24 protein-coding genes and 1 tRNA gene are annotated in these 17,782 nt (G+C 33.2%); 10 read left to right on the forward strand and 15 right to left on the reverse strand.

Going from position 1 to position 17,782, the window contains the following annotated elements; genetic code table 11:
- Nucleotides 1–405 (forward strand): NUDIX domain-containing protein, encoded by a 405-nt coding sequence (locus tag ACQY22_RS09915; protein ID WP_428324523.1) that lies wholly within the window; start codon nt 1–3, stop codon nt 403–405.
- Here ACQY22_RS09915 and thiC read toward each other — a convergent pair.
- From thiC to ACQY22_RS09930, 3 genes are all read right to left on the reverse strand, one after another.
- Nucleotides 388–1,716 carry a phosphomethylpyrimidine synthase ThiC gene (gene thiC / locus ACQY22_RS09920; RefSeq protein WP_428324524.1) on the reverse strand — a complete coding sequence of 443 codons (1,329 nt, stop codon included), beginning with the start codon at nt 1,714–1,716 and terminating at the stop codon, nt 388–390. The genes ACQY22_RS09915 and thiC overlap by 18 nt on opposite strands.
- Nucleotides 1,717–1,946: 230 nt before the next feature.
- Complete coding sequence (locus tag ACQY22_RS09925) at nt 1,947–2,165, reverse strand: hypothetical protein (RefSeq protein WP_428324525.1); 219 nt, start codon at nt 2,163–2,165, stop codon at nt 1,947–1,949.
- On the reverse strand, nt 2,165–2,356 hold the full coding sequence (locus ACQY22_RS09930; protein ID WP_428324526.1) for a hypothetical protein: 192 nt from the start codon (nt 2,354–2,356) through the stop codon (nt 2,165–2,167). Before ACQY22_RS09930 ends, ACQY22_RS09925 begins: the two co-directional genes overlap by 1 nt.
- A gap of 97 nt (nt 2,357–2,453) precedes the next feature.
- Between ACQY22_RS09930 and thiD the strand changes: the two genes are divergently transcribed.
- Genes thiD through ACQY22_RS09945 form a run of 3 tightly spaced genes read left to right on the forward strand, consistent with a single transcriptional unit; the run spans nt 2,454 to nt 4,949 of the window.
- On the forward strand, nt 2,454–3,752 hold the full coding sequence (gene thiD / locus ACQY22_RS09935) for a bifunctional hydroxymethylpyrimidine kinase/phosphomethylpyrimidine kinase (protein WP_428324527.1): 1,299 nt from the start codon (nt 2,454–2,456) through the stop codon (nt 3,750–3,752).
- Between the two features lie 55 nt (nt 3,753–3,807).
- Nucleotides 3,808–4,515, forward strand: a complete 708-nt coding sequence (locus ACQY22_RS09940; RefSeq protein ID WP_428324528.1) for a nucleotidyltransferase family protein — start codon at nt 3,808–3,810, stop codon at nt 4,513–4,515.
- Nucleotides 4,512–4,949, forward strand: coding sequence for a GNAT family N-acetyltransferase (locus ACQY22_RS09945; protein WP_428324529.1), 438 nt, complete (start codon nt 4,512–4,514; stop codon nt 4,947–4,949). Before ACQY22_RS09940 ends, ACQY22_RS09945 begins: the two co-directional genes overlap by 4 nt.
- On the opposite strand, the gene ACQY22_RS09950 is transcribed toward ACQY22_RS09945, so the two are convergent.
- A complete protein-coding gene (locus ACQY22_RS09950; protein ID WP_428324530.1) occupies nt 4,946–5,392 on the reverse strand; it encodes a hypothetical protein in 447 nt (148 codons plus the stop codon). The two genes, ACQY22_RS09945 and ACQY22_RS09950, sit on opposite strands and share 4 nt — an antisense overlap.
- A 42-nt stretch (nt 5,393–5,434) precedes the next feature.
- Complete coding sequence (locus ACQY22_RS09955) at nt 5,435–6,451, reverse strand: galactose-1-phosphate uridylyltransferase (protein WP_428324531.1); 1,017 nt, start codon at nt 6,449–6,451, stop codon at nt 5,435–5,437.
- 206 nt (nt 6,452–6,657) lie between these two features.
- Between ACQY22_RS09955 and ACQY22_RS09960 the strand changes: the two genes are divergently transcribed.
- The gene (locus ACQY22_RS09960) at nt 6,658–7,965 is read left to right on the forward strand and encodes an alkaline phosphatase family protein (RefSeq protein ID WP_428324532.1); all 1,308 of its coding nucleotides are present in this window, start codon (nt 6,658–6,660) and stop codon (nt 7,963–7,965) included.
- On the opposite strand, the gene ACQY22_RS09965 is transcribed toward ACQY22_RS09960, so the two are convergent.
- Nucleotides 7,949–8,509, reverse strand: coding sequence for a DUF309 domain-containing protein (locus ACQY22_RS09965; RefSeq protein ID WP_428324533.1), 561 nt, complete (start codon nt 8,507–8,509; stop codon nt 7,949–7,951). The two genes, ACQY22_RS09960 and ACQY22_RS09965, sit on opposite strands and share 17 nt — an antisense overlap.
- An 83-nt stretch (nt 8,510–8,592) precedes the next feature.
- On the opposite strand from ACQY22_RS09965, the gene ACQY22_RS09970 reads away from it, so the two are divergent.
- On the forward strand, nt 8,593–9,006 hold the full coding sequence (locus tag ACQY22_RS09970; RefSeq protein ID WP_428324534.1) for a hypothetical protein: 414 nt from the start codon (nt 8,593–8,595) through the stop codon (nt 9,004–9,006).
- Nucleotides 9,006–9,179 (forward strand): 30S ribosomal protein S27ae, encoded by a 174-nt coding sequence (locus ACQY22_RS09975; RefSeq protein ID WP_428324535.1) that lies wholly within the window; start codon nt 9,006–9,008, stop codon nt 9,177–9,179. The genes ACQY22_RS09970 and ACQY22_RS09975 overlap by 1 nt, the downstream gene beginning before the upstream one ends.
- Nucleotides 9,180–9,191: 12 nt before the next feature.
- On the opposite strand, the gene ACQY22_RS09980 is transcribed toward ACQY22_RS09975, so the two are convergent.
- The 6 genes from ACQY22_RS09980 to ACQY22_RS10005 all read right to left on the reverse strand — a co-directional run bounded on the left by ACQY22_RS09980 (nt 9,192) and on the right by ACQY22_RS10005 (nt 14,422).
- On the reverse strand, nt 9,192–9,905 hold the full coding sequence (locus ACQY22_RS09980; RefSeq protein WP_428324536.1) for a hypothetical protein: 714 nt from the start codon (nt 9,903–9,905) through the stop codon (nt 9,192–9,194).
- Nucleotides 9,906–10,075: 170 nt separating this feature from the next.
- Nucleotides 10,076–11,221: a tRNA pseudouridine(54/55) synthase Pus10 gene (locus tag ACQY22_RS09985; RefSeq protein ID WP_428324537.1), complete on the reverse strand. Its 1,146-nt coding sequence runs from the start codon at nt 11,219–11,221 to the stop codon at nt 10,076–10,078.
- 25 nt (nt 11,222–11,246) lie between these two features.
- Nucleotides 11,247–12,575 carry a signal recognition particle receptor subunit alpha gene (locus ACQY22_RS09990; protein WP_428324538.1) on the reverse strand — a complete coding sequence of 443 codons (1,329 nt, stop codon included), beginning with the start codon at nt 12,573–12,575 and terminating at the stop codon, nt 11,247–11,249.
- Complete coding sequence (locus tag ACQY22_RS09995) at nt 12,568–13,257, reverse strand: diphthine--ammonia ligase (RefSeq protein ID WP_428324539.1); 690 nt, start codon at nt 13,255–13,257, stop codon at nt 12,568–12,570. Before ACQY22_RS09995 ends, ACQY22_RS09990 begins: the two co-directional genes overlap by 8 nt.
- Before the next feature lie 111 nt (nt 13,258–13,368).
- Nucleotides 13,369–13,779, reverse strand: coding sequence for a translation initiation factor IF-5A (locus ACQY22_RS10000; protein WP_012214912.1), 411 nt, complete (start codon nt 13,777–13,779; stop codon nt 13,369–13,371).
- 34 nt (nt 13,780–13,813) lie between these two features.
- Nucleotides 13,814–14,422, reverse strand: coding sequence for a hypothetical protein (locus ACQY22_RS10005; protein ID WP_428324540.1), 609 nt, complete (start codon nt 14,420–14,422; stop codon nt 13,814–13,816).
- A gap of 100 nt (nt 14,423–14,522) precedes the next feature.
- Between ACQY22_RS10005 and ACQY22_RS10010 the strand changes: the two genes are divergently transcribed.
- Nucleotides 14,523–14,649: transfer RNA gene (locus tag ACQY22_RS10010), tRNA-Tyr, on the forward strand.
- 93 nt (nt 14,650–14,742) lie between these two features.
- On the opposite strand, the gene ACQY22_RS10015 is transcribed toward ACQY22_RS10010, so the two are convergent.
- Nucleotides 14,743–14,934 carry a cold-shock protein gene (locus ACQY22_RS10015; protein ID WP_014962828.1) on the reverse strand — a complete coding sequence of 64 codons (192 nt, stop codon included), beginning with the start codon at nt 14,932–14,934 and terminating at the stop codon, nt 14,743–14,745.
- Between the two features lie 44 nt (nt 14,935–14,978).
- The gene (locus ACQY22_RS10020; RefSeq protein ID WP_428324541.1) at nt 14,979–15,290 is read right to left on the reverse strand and encodes a translation initiation factor eIF-1A; all 312 of its coding nucleotides are present in this window, start codon (nt 15,288–15,290) and stop codon (nt 14,979–14,981) included.
- Between the two features lie 85 nt (nt 15,291–15,375).
- On the opposite strand from ACQY22_RS10020, the gene ACQY22_RS10025 reads away from it, so the two are divergent.
- Nucleotides 15,376–15,939 (forward strand): YkgJ family cysteine cluster protein, encoded by a 564-nt coding sequence (locus ACQY22_RS10025; protein ID WP_428324542.1) that lies wholly within the window; start codon nt 15,376–15,378, stop codon nt 15,937–15,939.
- A gap of 4 nt (nt 15,940–15,943) precedes the next feature.
- On the opposite strand, the gene ACQY22_RS10030 is transcribed toward ACQY22_RS10025, so the two are convergent.
- Nucleotides 15,944–16,996 carry an alcohol dehydrogenase gene (locus ACQY22_RS10030; protein ID WP_428324543.1) on the reverse strand — a complete coding sequence of 351 codons (1,053 nt, stop codon included), beginning with the start codon at nt 16,994–16,996 and terminating at the stop codon, nt 15,944–15,946.
- Between the two features lie 94 nt (nt 16,997–17,090).
- Between ACQY22_RS10030 and ACQY22_RS10035 the strand changes: the two genes are divergently transcribed.
- Complete coding sequence (locus tag ACQY22_RS10035; protein ID WP_428324544.1) at nt 17,091–17,768, forward strand: chromosome segregation protein ScpA; 678 nt, start codon at nt 17,091–17,093, stop codon at nt 17,766–17,768.
- Nucleotides 17,769–17,782 lie beyond the last annotated feature (14 nt).

A 17,782-nucleotide genomic window follows, 5' to 3' on the forward strand; every position in this document is an offset into this window, starting at 1 on the left:
ATGCGCTCAACAAAGATTGTTACTTCTTTTATCAAGGATAATGAGAAATTACTAATTCTAAAACGAAGTAATGACGTTAAAACCATGAAAGGTTTGTGGGCAGGCATAAGCGGAATCATAGAAAAAAATGAAGAGCCACTCACAAGAGCAAAAATTGAGATTTTTGAAGAAGCAGGAATTACAGAAGATAAAATAACTTTACTAAAATCAGCTGAAGGGATGAGAGTTAATTCACCACAATATCAAAATCACGAATGGGAGATTTTTCCATTTTTGTTTGAAGCAAAAAATCCAACTGTAAAACTCAATTGGGAAAATTCTGATTTTAAATGGATCAATGTAGATGAATTAAAAAATTATGAAACAGTTCCCAGTCTTGACAAAGTACTATTCAATTTGTTGTAGATTTTTGTTTTCTTTTTCATATTTTTTTTGTTGAGGCAACATCATGTAAACACATGCACCTCCACACATAGTACAAGGAACATTATTGCCAGGATGTTGACCAGTTCTACTGTGAATTTTAGCAGCTTCTTCAGGATCAATAGATAATGCAAGTTGTTTTTCCCAATCTAGTGTACGTCGAGCTTCAGTCATCTCCATATCCCATTTGATCGCTTTATCACGAATTTTTACAAGATCACCTGCATGTGCTGCAATTCTATATGCAATTAATCCAGCCTTTACTTCTTCAGCATTTGGCAATGCAAGATGTTCTGAAGGAGTAAGATAGCACAAAAGATCAACACCTTCACTTGCAGATACAGCAGCACCAATTGCACTGGCAATATGATCATGCCCAGATGCAACATCAGTTACTAATGGACCTAGAACATAGTATGGAACATCACCAATCAAAGATTTTGCCAGTCTAACATTAGCTGCAACTTCATTTAATGGAACATGTCCAGGACCTTCAACCATTACTTGGACGTCTTGTTCATGTGCACGTTTAGTTAGTTGAGAGATGTTAATCATTTCTTGTACTTGTAATTCATCATGAGAGTCTAAAATTGAGCCAGGTCTAAGGGCATCTCCAAGGCTAAAAGTTACATCATATTTTTTGGCCATCTCCATGAGGTAATCATAATGGGTAAGGTATGGGTTTTCTTTATCATGTTTTAACATCCATGCAGCAGTAATTGTTCCACCTTTACTGACAACACCGCCATATCTTTGAACTTTTAGGATTCTTTTTGCAATATCTTTTGTAATTCCACAATGTATTGTAGTGTAATCAACACCATCTTTTGCATTATTTTCAAATGCATTTAGATAATCATCTTCGGTTAAATTCAAAGGGTTTTTGTGCACTTCAACACCATAGTTATATGCTTCATAAATTGGAACAGTTCCAAAAGTTATTGGGGCAGTTTCTAATAGAGTCTTTCGTATATGTTTTACATCACCACCATCACTAAGATCCATCATAGTGTCTGCATGATATTTTACAGCAACCTTTGCTTTTTCAATCTCTTCTTCAAGATTTACATTTAATGTAGAAGTTCCAATGTTTACATTTACTTTAGTTTTCAAATCTTTACCAATTCCAACATTATGAATTTTTTGAGGTCTGCAATTATTACTTGGAATAATTATAGAGCCCTTTGCAATTTTTGGAATTAACCAATCAAGAGTAACGTCTTCGTCTTTTGCAACTTGTTTCATCTCATCAGTTGCAACACCACGTCTTGCAGCAGTCATTTGAGTAGCCATAAAATGTTCTAGGCTTTTGCCTGATTTAAACAATCATAAAGTTACTGAAATTTATTGATCGCTTGAAATTTTATTGCCACTATATTATGAAAATAGATCGCCTTTAAATGCAATAATGCTGTATGGATCTCGTGAGAACAATTAGAGAATGCATACATTGTGGAAAGGAGTTTTACAGTATGAAAGATGAATTCTGTTCTTTTGATTGTGTAACTCAATCATCAGAATAACTAGTTTAGATTTAATTCATTATGGAGTAATGATTTCTCAGAGTGAATTTTAGAAATTCTGTCTAAAATAGGCTTGATTATACGCTCAGAATCAGGAGAATTTGCAAAATTTTGTTTTATCTCATAAACTCTTTGAGATAATTCAATCTCTGCAGTAATCAATGAAATGTATTGACGAAGTTTTTGATTTTCAGATTTTACAGAATCAAGTTCAGTCATTATCTTGGAGGACTCCAGCTTTCTTCTACAGAGTCATCAACATTATCAGATACAAGGTATTGTTTTCCACACTTGAAACATTGCCACAAAAACTTTCCATCTTTTTTTGTTTGATACTGCATTGGGAGTAGACATGTAGTACAACGTAATTCTTCAGGAGGAGAATCATTAATTATCGGAATTTCAGTCACAAATGTGAAATAAACTTCAAACTATAAAACAAATATCATATTGTAGAATTCAAACTAGAAAAGAAAAATAGATTAGTGTTCAAAATATGAAAACAGTGTGAATATTCTTTCTATTGGTGGTTCTGATCCTTCATCAGGAGCAGGAATTCAAAGTGATATCAGAGTATTTTCAACATTAGGGGCACATACATTAACTGTAATAACAGCAATTACAAGTCAGAATACTTCGAAATTTGGAATTGTTGAACCAGTTTCTCCTAAAATATTACAAAAACAATTAGAATTAGTATTTTCAGATTTTAAAATTGATGGAATTAAAATTGGAATGGTATACAATTCAAAAATCATCAAAGTGATACACCAGCAATTAAAAAAATTAAAAATTCCAATTGTAGTTGATCCAGTAATAAGATCAACCACGGGGGGAAGTTTAATAGAAAATAGTGCAAAAAAAGATTTTCAAAAATACATCATTCCTCTTGCGACAATAATTACACCAAACAAAAGAGAAGCAGAATTACTAACAAAAATAAAAATTTCAACAAAAAATACGCCTGAAAAAGTGGCAGAAGAGATTCAAAATATGGGAGCACAAAATGTCATAATTACAGGAATTGAAGAAAAAAAGAAAGTGTTAGACTTTGTTCTAGAAAAAAATTCAAAATACATCATTTCAGGCGAAAAAATCCCAAAAATTAATCATGGTAGTGGGTGCACCCATTCAGCTGCAATAGTATATTCACTTGCAAAAAAGAAAACCATCAAAGACTCACTGTATTTTGCAAAGAAATTCACATTCAATTCAATAAAAAATGCAAAAAAAATTGGAAAGGGTATTGTGATTACGGATGTACAAAGTAAAAATGGAATTGAAGAACAATTATCATCAGCGATAACTAAATTTACAAAAATAAAAGGAATTTACAAAAACATTCCAGAGTGCCAAACAAATTTTGTATTCTCAAAACAAAAACCAAAATCTACAAAAGATGTTTTGGGTATTTCAGGAAGAATTGTAAAAGCTGGAAAAAATATTCTTGTAGCAGGGGATTTGAAGTACGGAGGTTCAAAACATGTAGCAACTGCATTGTTATCAATGAATAAAAAATATCCAGAAATTTGTTCTGCAATTAATTTAAAATATCAAAGTACAACATTATCCAAAATTAAAAAATCAAAACTAAAAGTTAGCAGTTATGATCGTAGTAAAGAACCTAAACATGTAAAAATTCAAGGCTCTACAATTAGATGGGGAATAAATTCTGCAATTAAAAATTCTAAAAAAATTCCAGATATCATTTTTCATAAAGGAGATTTTGGAAAAGAACCAATGATTATTGTTTTTGGGAAAACTCCTGAAAATGTTTTAGAAAAAATATCAAAAATTATAGAATAAGATTTTAGAATAAAATCATCCTTGAACATAAATACTCACACACAAAATGATATTTGTGAAGGCAGTAATTTTAGCAGGGGGTTTAGGTACAAGATTGCGCCCACTAACACTAAAAACTCCAAAACCAATGTTGCCATTAGGTAAAAAACCAATTCTAGAACACCTAATAGACTGGAACAAAAAAAATGGTGTAAAGTCAATAGTTTTGTGTGTAAGTTATCGTAAGGAAAAGATTCAAGATTATTTTAAAGATGGAAAAAAGTTCGGAGTCAGCATCGAATATGCAATTTCAAAGAAACCACTAGCTACTGCAGGCCAACTTAAAACCGCAGAAGAATTTATCGATGATGCTTTTGTTTGTGTATATGGGGATTCTATTTTTGATTTTAGTCTTAGAAATATGATAAAACAACACAAAACAAAGAAAGCATTTACAACCATGAGTCTGTATGAATACAAAACTAATTTGCAATATGGAGTCATCAACACATCAAATACAGGTAAAGTAATGAATTGGAAAGAAAAACCAGAAATTAGAGCAAACATCAACATGGGATGTTATGTTATGGAGCCAGGTATTTTCAAATACATTCCAAAAAACAAACCATATGGAATGGATGATGTAATCAAAAAAGCAATGAATGGTAAAAAATTGGTTAGTGGTTTTGTTACAAAAAAAGGCTTTATGGATATTGGAAACAAGGAATCATACAAACAAGCAAATGAAGAATTTGCAAAAAAATCTAAAAAGAGGAAAAAATGAGCAACCCCACAATAAGAAAACTACGAATCGATGACTTGGAAAAGGGTTTTCTTACGTCACTTGATTCATTAAGAAAAGCAAGTGATATTGATAAAAATAAAGCAAAAGAGATTTTCAAAAAAATTGATTCAAATCCAGATTATATCATAGCAGTAGCAGAAATTGATGGGAAAGTAGTGGGTTCCACCACTCTTCTAATTGAACAAAAATTCATCCATCAAGGTGGACTAGTAGGACATATTGAAGATGTGGTTGTGGACAAAAATTTCCAAGGCCAAAAAATCGGTGAAAAAATTATGAGATACCTTCTTGAAATTGCTAAAAATCAAGGCTGCTACAAGACAATTTTGGATTGTACTGATGATGTAAAACAATTTTATGAAAAATTAGGATTCAAGCAAGTTGCAAATGAACTAAGGTTTGATCACATTTAGAAATATTCTTTTTTTGGACGAGGTTTTCTGACTTTCATCAAACGTACTCCAAAATAGAAAACAGGTGCAGATAACACCATAAACAATGGAGGTAAAATCAGAACAGTGTCTGTAATGAATGGTTCAGCTATATCGTCAATAAGAGTTTGAGAAAATGCCATTCCAGCAAGTAAGATGATTCCATCGATGATGAGCATGGCACCAATTTTTTTGGAACCATAATACTTTGACAAAATGAATGCAACTGCAGCCAAAATTCCTCCAGGTGCAATAGTAATTGATATGAATTGTAAAAGTTTTGGATTTGCAAAGTTGTCAGGATCAATTGGAAGATCAGAAGTGTTTGGATCATCAAACATGAAAAAGTAAAGTGAACTTACTACCAGGACAAATAGTACAAAAAATGCAATACTGCCTAGTCCTAACCAATTTTCAAGTTGCATGATTCATCAAAGATATTAGTTGAATAATAAACTATTCAAAAATCATACAATTCCAACTAGATTAGCTAGTTCTTTTCTACAAGCTGCGCCCAATTTTTCTGCAGCTTCTTCAGGAGAGATATCATTTAGGAAAATTCCGTATCCGCGTTCCAAGCCAGACCAAGGTTTTGTAACAGGATAGATTTCAATATGCCAATGGATCTGTCTACTGTTCTTTTTCTCAGGAGAAAGATGGAAAACTAGATTATAGGAGACGTTTTTGATAGTTTGTGATAGTCCTCCAAGAGTTGCCCTTAGAATCAAGGACAAGTCATTGATTTCTTTTTGAGTAATCTTAGAGAAACTGGTAGTGTGTTTCTTTGGGGCAATCCAGAATTCATACGGATATGATGGAGACCAAGGGCAAAATGCAATAAAGCCTTCAGTTTGAAGAACCTGTCTAGGGCCACTGATTTCTTCATTAACAGTCTGACACATTGGGCATACACCCTTTTCATTTAGAATTTTGTGAGATGCTTCTGCTTCCTCTTCAATGATTGGAGGAATTGTTGAAAAAGTCAGGATGTTGAGATGAGGGTGAGGATTTGTACTACCAGAGAGTTCTCCCTGATCAGCATAAATTGAAACATATGTAACACCTTTTTGAGTGTAAAGCCATCTTAATCGGTCTTGAACAACTACCAAGAGGTTAGACCATTGTTCAGTGTCAATTGTTGCAAAAGTATCCTTTGGATTTGGAGATGCAACAACAATGTAATGATATCCATATGCAGGTTCACTGTAAAACGGTCTATCACTGTAAGAATTTTCAGTCTCAACTGAGACTATAGGATTTTTGCTTTCAAAAACTCTGATAGACCAACCTTCAACAAATTCATCATCACTATCTTGCAGTCTTTGCAGCATTCCATCTTTTGCAACAAGAGATAATACAGAAGGATTTGTCATAGATTCATTTCCAGGAGCAAAAGGAGATTTTTTTGGATCTTTAACTTTGTCTTCTTTTTTTGAGACAATCATAAAACGCTCAGATACATAGTCTTTGCGCATATCTCCCATAATGGTAATTGGCAGTAAATGTCTGTTAAAACGTTTACTAAGATCCAATGAGATTACAATTTGAAAAATATTTTGTAAAGATTTTGCGAAAAATAATAAAATACGAATTTCATCAAAAAATATTTCATCATAGAAATGAAAACTAGAAAGTTCATTGTTATTTGATCGGAAAAGATGTTGCAAGCTTTAAAGGAGAGCATCAGATCTTGGATAAACAGGGGAAGATCTTGGATAATTCAGATGTTCACATGATTTACGTTCTTTTAGATGGTGTAGGAGACCTTCCACATCCAGATTTAGAGGGAAAAACACCATTAGAGGCTGCAAATACTCCAATTTTAGACAAAATTGCCAGCAATGGAGCAATAGGAGAAGTAATTTCAGTTGGAAAAGGTATTGCTCCAGAATCAGATATTGCAGTTTTCAACATGTTAGGATACAAATTCAAACATGAAGACTATGCAGGAAGAGGGGTAATTGAGGCAATAGGAATTGGTATTGATTTTAAAGATGGAGATCTTGCATTAAGAGGAAACTATTCTACACTAGATGATCAAGAAGTCATCATAGATAGAAGAGCAGGGCGACATATTGAAAAAGAAGATGCAGACGGAATAGCAAAAGAGATTGAAGAAAAAATAAAGTTCTCAAATCCAAATACATCTGTTGTAGTATCACCAACAATTGGTCACAGAGTGACTGTCAGAATTAGAAACAATGCAGAAAAATTATCATCAAAAATTACAAACACTGATCCAGCATATAGCAACATTGGAGGTATGGGAGTGGCAAAAGCAGTTGGAGATTATTTGAAAATTGAAAAATGTTTACCTTTAGAAGACAACGAAGATGCAAAATCTACTGCAAATACAGTAAACGAATTCTCAGAACAAACAATCAATATTTGTAAAGAAAGTCAAATTAACAAAAATAGAGAAGCGCAAGAAAAAAAGAAACTTAGTTGTATTTTGCTTAGAGATGCAGGAAACAAGTATCCAGATGTGATACCAATCAATGAAAAATATGGTATGAATTTTTCATGTATTGTAGATATGCCAGTAGAATTGGGAATTTCTGAAGTACTAAAGATGAAAGCCTTTGAAGCTGGGGGATTAACAGATTATGAAGAAAAAGCAAAAGTTGCTGCAAAGGCAATGGAAACTCAAAATTCAATCTATGTTCACCTTAAAGGTCCAGATGAATTTGGACATGATGGGGACGCCATCGGTAAAATGAAAAACATAGAGGAGATTGACCAAAGATTCTTCAAAACACTTGTGGAGAACATTGACACCAACAAAGTAGCAATAGTAATTTCTGCAGACCATTCAACTCCATGCATCAATAAGGGACATAGTGATGATCCAGTACCAGTATTGGTATCAGGAGATTTTATCAAAAAAGATGGAACAACAAGAATGACTGAGGAACAAGCAAAGAAAGGAAGTATAGGTCTTCTTCAAGGTGCAGATGTGGTTACAAAATCTTTAGAATTAATTAAATCTCAAACGTAGTTAGTTTATTTTCTTGTTGCATTTCAATTGCTTTAGTTCTAATCATATCTACATCAATGGAATGATATGTGGAAGGAGACGTTCCTAATTTCTCTAAAACTCTTCGAAGCATTCCAATCCCAATACTTAGTTCATCTTTTTGAGCATGTGCAAAAGCAACAGCCATCAAAATAATTCCTTGGACAACTTCTTTTTCTCGTCCAAAGCATTTTTTCCAAACACCTTCAAATGCTTCGTGACTTTCCCAAAATCTTTCATTGTTAAAATAGAAAATTCCGTCTGTAATCCCTTTCTCTTTATCTATTTCTTCCTCAAAGACGTGACGAATATTTTCAATAGGACCAATTGGAGAAAGTTTTTCAATTAATTTATCAAGATCATCTTTTTCAACTGAAACATCTAATTCGACAAATTTTTTGGCAATTCGGGCAACTCGGATTGATGCGTTCATGTCAGATGCAAGATCTCTTGCTTTGTAAACAACCTCCCGAGAATTCTCAGGCCCATATCTAGTATTTTTCAAATGCAGCATATATCGGTCCATAGTTAGATTTACCCAAGATTTTCTTAAATTTCTTATCTATTTCAATCAAGGTTTATATGAAATATCTAAAGGATTTTGGATACATGTCCATAATTGAGACCATTACAGACGTCGATAATACCTTCCTATCCAGAAGAGAGCTCACATGCAATTTTGCAGGATTGGCAGGAAAACTCAAAAAACTTGAAGCAGTCGACATGATTACTAAAGAATTCAAACTTGACGGTAAAGTGGTAATTCCAATGAGGTTACAAACTCATGTTGGAAAACCAATTGTAACAGGAACTTTCTTTGTTTATGAAGATGAAGGATTAGCAAAAAAACATGTCAACCCAACAATTTTCTCAAGATTAGAAAAATCAAAAGCAAAGCTTGCAGAAGCCGAAGCAGCAGCACAAGAAGCTCCTGCTGAAGAAAAAGCAGTAGAAGATCCTGCTGAAGAAAAAGCAGTAGAAGATCCTGCTGAAGAATCTAAAGAAGAGGAGAAGTCTGAATAATGGCAGGTAAAAAAGGGTCTAGCCCAAATGTCTATAGTTATTTCAAAGTAGATGGAGACAAAGTATCAAGAATCAAAAAAATCTGTTCTAGATGTGGTAAAGGAGTCTTTATGTCAGAACACAAAGATAGACACACATGTGGAAAATGTGGTTTAACAGAATTTAAACAATAAAATATTTTAAAATCAATACAATTTCTTTTTACGAATTTTAGAACTCTTCTCTTCTAATTGTTCAATTTTAGAAACAAATGAAGGGTCAAGTTTAATTTTTGATAGAGCATCTGCAGATAACTTTACGGTGTTTGAATCCAAAGAGATGTTTGTTTTAGGGAGATTTTTGTCAATCCAAAATTTTGTCACCTTATCTTCAAGTTTATAGTCACGAAATCCAGCAGGGAATTTTTTTGTAATATGGTTTAACAATGTACGATCTTTGAAAACAACTCGAGGTTCAAACAATCTAGTTTCATCACTGTAAACATTTTCAAACAAGTTTCCAGAGATTTCATCTGAAAGTAATTCCATCTTTGAAATTTTTCGTATAAGTTCTAGAAAATGTAAAAATTCATGTGCCAAAATTGCATGGATGGTACCTTTAAGACCATATGCTACTAAAGGTGCAGAAATTTGGATTACAACCTGGAATTTATCTTCAAACATTACAGGAATTGTTCTTGCAAATAAAATTCCATATTCATAAGAATTAGGGGTAGGGGCAGATATTACTAGTGATGGCTCTACATATGCAACAGGATATCGTATTCCTGATGCTTTTTCAATTCTGTTTATTCCTGCAACAGTAATTGGAAAACGTTTGATTGTAAGATCATATACATTATCAGGAATTATTCCTTTAGAATGTGCATCTTTGAAACGTACTAGTGGATCCAATATCATCCCTCGACAATTTTGAATGTAAAAAGGTTGATTTGATTATGAACTAGGTTTTCCAGCTTTTGCCTTCTTTTTTCGTCTTGTTTCTGCTCTTTGATCAGCATGTCTTTGATGTTTACCCTTTTTTCTTATTGGCATGACATTTTGAAATATTCAGAGCTAGTTAATTGTTATCATTTTACTTCAACATCATGAAAATCAAACTCCAGGCATTTACATGAAACATCAAGAATTTGGCTTATTCCAGGAGAAACATCATTTCCAGTAACAAAACGTTTTACAGGTAAGCCACCTTCAAACTTGAAAAATAATGTAAAAGAAGTATCATCAGATTTCTTGTATTTTATAGAAAGTACTCGTTTCTCAGATCGTTTTCCAGATTTTTCATAAATTGCAATTGGTTTTTTAGTAAGATTTTTCAATTTTCGTAAAAGTTTTGAGTCAATATTTGAAGATGTAGAAATTTTTGCTTCGACCAGGGAATTAAACTTCAATGGTTTTTTTGGAGAATCTGTAACAATTTGGAAATTATTGACTTGAACATGTTCCAAATTTACAGATTTTACTCTCAGATTTCTTTTGTGAGGATTCTGAATCTTAACAAAAAACGGTCTTCCCGTGCCTAAAATTAAGCTTGATTTATCTTCACCACCAATCCAGGTAAATTTAGCAGTTGTACCTCCCAATTTTTTAAAAAGAAATTGAGAAATTTCTCCTTCAACACTGTCATATTCTTGGATGCCATGAAAATCACAAATTCTACAACCCTTACCAGAACAGTTTAAACAAGATTTTTGTTTTTGTAAGAAACCTCGTATGGGTTTAACATATCTGCCTGAAAGAGTTAATGATTTAGATCTAATTTCACAAAATTCATCTTTTAGATTTACAGTAAAAACAACCTCAGGATCTAAAGTATCAAATTTTTTCTTTGTTTTTTTGGAAAATGATTTTCCCAATTCTTTTGTGATATCAGTCTTTATTCCATCAATCCCTTTTAGTTTGTATCTAGAGCGAATTGTATCATCTCTGTCAATTATTGAAGGTTTTATTGTTGCACCAAGACCAAATGAAGAATAAGAGTAAGGAGATGCAACATCAATCATCATACTCAAAAAATAATTTAAATTCTCAAAGAGGTTTTTACAGATATAACATCTTTGAGCAGATTTTGAGTTTTTCTTTAATTTTTTTCCAAGAAGTTTATTTGATGAAAGATAAAGTTGTTTTGAGAAAAGTCGTCCAAGACAGTGATCACATAAATCATATTTTTTTAATATTTCATTTGCAACGGGAATAATTTTCTGATAAGTAGTCATTTTAGATGTGAATTTATTTGGGATACTAACCTAATCCCATTCTTCTAAGAGTGCCTTGCATTTGTCTACCTTTTGAGGCCTTCATCATACTCTTAGAATTTTTGTAATTTTTCATCAATTCTTTAACTTCACCCTCAGGCCAGCCCGAACCACGTGCAATTCTTTTGATTCTAGATGAATTCAACAATCCTTCAGGGTCTGCCTTTTCTTGAGTAGTCATACTTTGGATAATGTATCGCCATTTTGTAACTCTGTCTTCCATTTGATTTACTTGATCATCTTTTACCATTCCAGAGAGACCAGGCATACTTTCAAGAATTCCTTGTAATGAACCCATTTTAGTAACTTCTTCTAACTGAGAAAGGAAATCTTCCATGTTCATTTTTCCACTAGAAATTCTTTTCATTCGGTCATCATCACTTTCACTTTCCAAACGTTTTGCCAAATCCAATACAGCTTGAACATCACCCATTCCTAACAAACGTCCAACAAATCTTGTTGGAGAGAATTTTTCTAGATCATCAATTCGTTCACCAGTACCAATGTACATAATTTGTGCACCTGTTGCAGCAGATGCAGCTAATGCACCACCTCCCTTTGCAGAACTGTCTAATTTTGTAATTATAACACCACCCACAGGAATCGTTTTATGAAATGCCTCAGCTTGATTGAAGCATTGTTGTCCGATTGTCCCATCAATTACAAGTAATGCCAAATCAGGATCAGCAACTTTATTGATTCTGTCCATCTCATCAAGCAAGTCTTGTTCTTCTTTATGACGTCCAGCAGTATCAATTAAGATGATATCTAAGGATTGATCTTCAAAATATTTTAACCCATTTTTTACAATACTAGGAGAATCTTTGTTGTTTTCTTCACCATATACTTCAACGTTAGATTTTTCACACATTGTCTTGAGTTGCACCAATGCACCAGGTCTGTAGGTATCTGCACCAACAACACCAACTTTGTATCCTTGTCCAGTTAGAAATTTAGCAAGTTTTGATGCAACTGTAGTTTTACCACTTCCTTGAATTCCAAGTAAGATAATTTTATTTTGTTTTCCAGGTTTAAAATCAAACTCAGATTCATTTCCAAGCAGATTTGAAAGTTCATCATATAGGATTTTCACGATGTGATTTTTTCTAGATAGACCAGGAGGAGGGGTTTCATTGAGCGCACGTTCTTCCAAGTGTTTTGTGATTTCAAGTACTAATCTCACATTAACATCAGATTGTAATAATGCTCTCTGAACGTCCTTTGATAGTTCCTTGATTAGTTCCTCATCTATTCCCGATGATTTTACAATCTTTTTGATTGCATCACCCAAACTACTCTTAAGTCCATCAAGCATTGTAATTCAATTCCGCATCCACTATTTCAAACCTTCCTCTATACCCATCCCATTTTTTTTCACTTTGATTAATCTTGATCGAATTGGAGAACAAAGGACAACCAATAACAAATGTTTCAGATTCACCACCTTCAAAATTTAAATTAAATCCAAATTTATCAGAAAGTTTTTTCAAAGTTTTAATTTCAAAATCTCCAATTGTTTTTCCCAACCAAGAATCATCTAAACCATCAGAAGATACAGTGATCATAATAAAAATAAAATTTGCTTGCAATAAATCATTCATGTATTGTTCAGGTTCTAAATTCCACAAGGGTGCAACTACAGTTAACCCATACTTTGAGCAAGCTTGTTCAAATTTGTCTTTTTGAAAATTACTTTTGATACCGCCATGGACTAATCCTTCAATTCCATAATCATCTTTTGCAGTTTTTAGTAAATTTTCTAATAAGGAAAGTTCATCTTTTGTATCATCAGAGTGAGAGTTAATGATAATTTGTGGAATTTGCATTGATTCTGCTTGTAGTTTTGTCCATTGTATGTTTGGATGATGAAGTAAGTGACTTTCATCAGATTTTGTAAAGATGCTTAGAAGACATTTAATTTCATGTCCTTGTTTTTTTGCCAGATATGTAGCATAAGTACTGTCTTTTCCACCTGAAAAGAGAGAAGCAAGTTTCATTTTATTAAAAAATCAATCCAACAATTGTTAAAGTTTATTCAAAGGACGCTTCAACACTCATAATCGTCATCATAAATCAGACGGCTTTTCCGATAATCATCAGCATCCGCACTATGTCTTAATGCGCATGATTTTAGTTTTATCCATTACAACCCAGTATTCTACATTTTGTCCGTTTTCTAATTTACCTTGAACTTCATCATCAATTAATGTAACATCAATTGTTTCAAAAGTTTCAGAATCCATCAACTGAACAGTGTCACCAGTCATGGAGATAATTTGTCCTACTTTTTTGTTAATCATAGGTACATGAATTTGCATACTAACAGGTCCTACATGAGGTCTTTTTTGACCATCAAAAATTCCTTCAGCAACAATTCTTGCTTTTGCTGCACCGTGTTTTCCTGGTTTTGATGTATCATATTCTACAATTCTACATGGTTCACCACTTGGTTGATCTGAATGTGGCAATAGAATGTAAGAACCAATTTTTAATGAACCAAGATCAGAAGGTTTGCTCATGCAAAAACAGTTTTTGGTCGAATATTTAACTTTTCTACTTTAGTTGTTCTAAAATTGAAAGGCTCATCAAATTGGTTAATGTTAGTCCCTTTCTGTTTGCATCACGTCTTGTTTGATCACAGTACTTTTTGACACTTTGATGACTCTTTTCACTTGCAACCTCAATTACAACAATGTTTTCAGAGTATGGGAATGTGAATTTAGAAGGATTTGAACAAAAAGTTTCCATATTACCCATTCCAGCAGTTCCAATTTGATCTTTTTTTACCAATAATTGAGCAATTTCAGACACATCTTCATCTTCACCATATTCCATGTAATATACAGAAACAAAATTTACTTCGCCTTGAACTTCATGATGAAATAGATCATCTTTTACATTAAAGACAAAGGATGTTTTTTCCTGATTGTGTTTAACAAGATCGTTTGTGATTTTTTCACTATCTTTGAATTTGGCTAAAATATAGTGATTTGTTGAATCTGCAAAGTAGGGTTTACTATCAGATGAAAATGTACCAGTCACAAAGTATAATCTTTCAATGTTTTTTGATGTTGTCCATAACTCTTTGAGTTCAATTGATTCATGATTATGAAGGTAAGGTGCACAAACATAACCAGAATAAGACAGTTTAAGCTCAGACATTGATCAATGAACCACGTTAGAGACTATTTATGCTTATATCGGTCAGTCGATCAAAGCTCTACGATAGTTTTTTAATAGCAGGAAACTTCGTTTTTCTTGTCCCGTGGTAGCTCAGCCTGGTAGAGCTTCCGGCTGTAGTTGTTGGCTTTAGATGGCTGACCGAATAACAGCATATCAGGCATACAGAAACCGGGTTGTCGGTGGTTCAACTCCGCCCCGCGGGACCACAAATCTTTGATTAAAAATAATTGTAAAAATAATAAAAAGATAGACTAGGTTAAGAAAACATAAGATGAAATCTTAAATTAAAAATTCATTGTCTACTCTGTTTTTTTGACTTTTTGTGCTGCTGGGCCTTTTTTGCCTTCACCGATTTCAAACTCGACTTTATCGCCTTCGTTGATGAATCCGTCAACATCTGTTTTGTGAACAAATAGATCGTCTCCACCTTCTCTTTCAATAAAACCAAAGCCCTTAGTACGGTTAAACCATTTTACGGTACCTTGTTCCATTTGGTTTTGAAATAATTTATTCACTATATTAACTAAGGTATTAATCAGAAATCTTTTGGAATGTGCTCATTTGCCTTCAGCCATTCAACTTGAGGAAGTGTGAATCTCCAAACAATGTCTCCTTTTTCATCTGCGTTAAAGTCCCAAGGGGCAATAATTACAATGTCATTATCCCTAATCCAAACTCTTCTCTTTAATTTTCCTCGAATTCTACCTCGTCTTGTGACATTGTCAGTACATTTGATTAAGACGTTTTCACCGCCAAGCATCTTGAGAACTCGACCAAAGAGTTCACCCTCTTCAGGAAGACGAATTTCTTTTAGTGCACTTTCACTTTTTACTTGGCGCTTACCCATGAAAGTAATTCACATTATGAGCATATAACTGATAGGTTTTTTATTTTTCATAATGAGTTTTATGCGTTAAAATCAGAAAGAAGTTGTGGAATTCAGGTGTATTGATGAGTGTTCCCAATGCTGTATTGAAAGGGAATACTATCCAAGTAAAAAATTTGGAAAGATTGGAGTTTTGATATTACCTGATGAAAAAGAAAGAATTGAAAAATTAGCAAAGAAAAACAATCTAGATGTTAAAATTTTACCAAGGATAGGAATTTCAAATGATAGAGATGTAATTCCAACTAAAGTTTTAGCATATCAAATGATGGGAGTTGAAAAGAATGGAAACACATGTCCTTTCTTAGATATAGAAAGTGGAAACAAATCTCCACACAATGGATTTCCATGTAAAATTTACAAAGACAGACCTCTTGCATGTAGAACATATCCACTAATAGAATCAAACCCAATTACACTTGATGAGAAATGTAAATTTTGTAAAGAAAACAAAACAGCAGATGAAAATCTAGATTCTGAAATAGAATCACTATTAAAAATTAAAGAGCAAATGTATACAGAATACCAATTCATTTGGAGATTTGCAACAGAAATCGGCGAAGTGGAAGATAGTGATATTTTTGAATCAGGTTGGATACTTGAAGAATAGTTAGTTATGGATTGATAACTGCACGTCCAATAATTTTACGGTCTTTAAGATCTTGTAATGCAGTGTTTGCTTCATCAAGAGAATATCTTTTTGATATGACTGGATTAATTGTTCCTTTTCTTGCAAGTCCAAGTAATTCCACCATGTCATTGTAGTTTCCAGTATATGCACCTTGAATTGTAATTGATTTGAGAGGGATTGTAACAAGAGACAATTCTAAAGAGCCACCAAACAATCCAACTAGAACAAGATTTCCTCTTTTTCTTAACACTGCTAAACCAGTTTTTACAGTAGGAGGGGCATTAACAAAATCAACAACACTATCTGCACCTTTATCATTACATATTGACATAATTTTTTGAACAGTATCAGGGTTTTTGGAATTTACAGTAAAGTGTGCACCCATTTCTTTTGCAGTTTCTAATTTTGCATCATCCAAATCCACACAAATAATTTTTGCATCAGTAATCTCGCTAGCAATTTGAACACCCATAAGTCCCAATCCACCAGCTCCAACAATTACAATAAATTCCGGAGAGTTTTGATTTGCTTTTTTGATGGCAGTGTATGCAGTAAGTCCAGAACATGCAAGGGATGTTGCAGAATCTGGATCAACCCCATCAAGTTTTGCTAAGTATTTGGAATTAGGAACTAGAACATAATCAGCATAACCGCCATTTTGAAATAGTCCCATTGATTTTGGAGTATCACATAGATTTTCATTTCCAACTTTACATGCAGGACATTCACCACATCCCATCCATGGAAAAACTAGTACATCATCACCTACAGATACATTAGAAACATTTTCACCAACTTCTTCAATAGTTCCAACAATTTCATGACCAGGAGTTACAGGATATTTTACGCCACGATCAGTAACTTTCAAAAATTGACCATCTCCAAGATCATATCCACCTTCCCACAGATGCAAATCACTATGACAAACACCTTCAGATTTTACCTTTAGTAAAACCTGAGTCCCAGAAGGTTTTGGATTTTCAGATTCAGATATTGTTAGAGGTTCATTTGGACTCGGAATTTTGGCGGATTTCATAAATGGATTTTTGATACTAACAATATAAGAGTTGACTGGATATGAGAAAAAAATAGAGCCCTTAGATATTATTGAATAGGAAGAAAATATTCGTGTGAGTGAGTCATCTACACCTAACAGTATTTCTCAAGAACCAGTAAACATTCTGTTTAGTCCTCAATCAGTTGTTAAAAAAGACGTATGGGAGATTGATCTAATCCAAATTTTGGATTTGTTGATAAAAATTCTAGAAAAATCAGGTAAGAAAGACCTCAAAGTAGCAGGGATGGCAGCGCTATCATCATCACTGATTTACAGAATGAAAGTTGAAAGTATTTTTGCATTACAAAGAGCAGCAATGCAGAAAAAACCAATGCATCAAAGAACAGATGTAGATATTGACTTAATCGATATGCCATACAGACATGAATCTACGTATCCAGTTTCATTAGATGATTTGTTAGGATTACTTCAAAATCTCATCGGTACAATTGCAAACCCTCAATCAAGAAGAAATAGACAAGTTGAGATCGAGCCAATCGAGGCACCTGACTTTCAAGAATATTTCATTTCACTTGAAAGCATAATTGGAAAATATGAAGACTTGGTTATGAAAAAAATTGCTAATGCAGGACACGGATTACTTCAAAACATAATTGCAGAATTAGACCCAGTTGATTCAATTAGATGTTTCTTTGCAGTGCTATTTTTGGCAAGAGACCAAAAAGTAGATTTAGAACAGGTTGAAGATGATATCAAAATTACAATAATAAAAGAAGAATTAACAAACTGATCAAAAATGAAGAA

Origin of the sequence: Candidatus Nitrosopumilus sp. (genome assembly GCF_965263415.1) — an archaeon.
GTDB lineage: Archaea > Thermoproteota > Nitrososphaeria > Nitrososphaerales > Nitrosopumilaceae > Nitrosopumilus.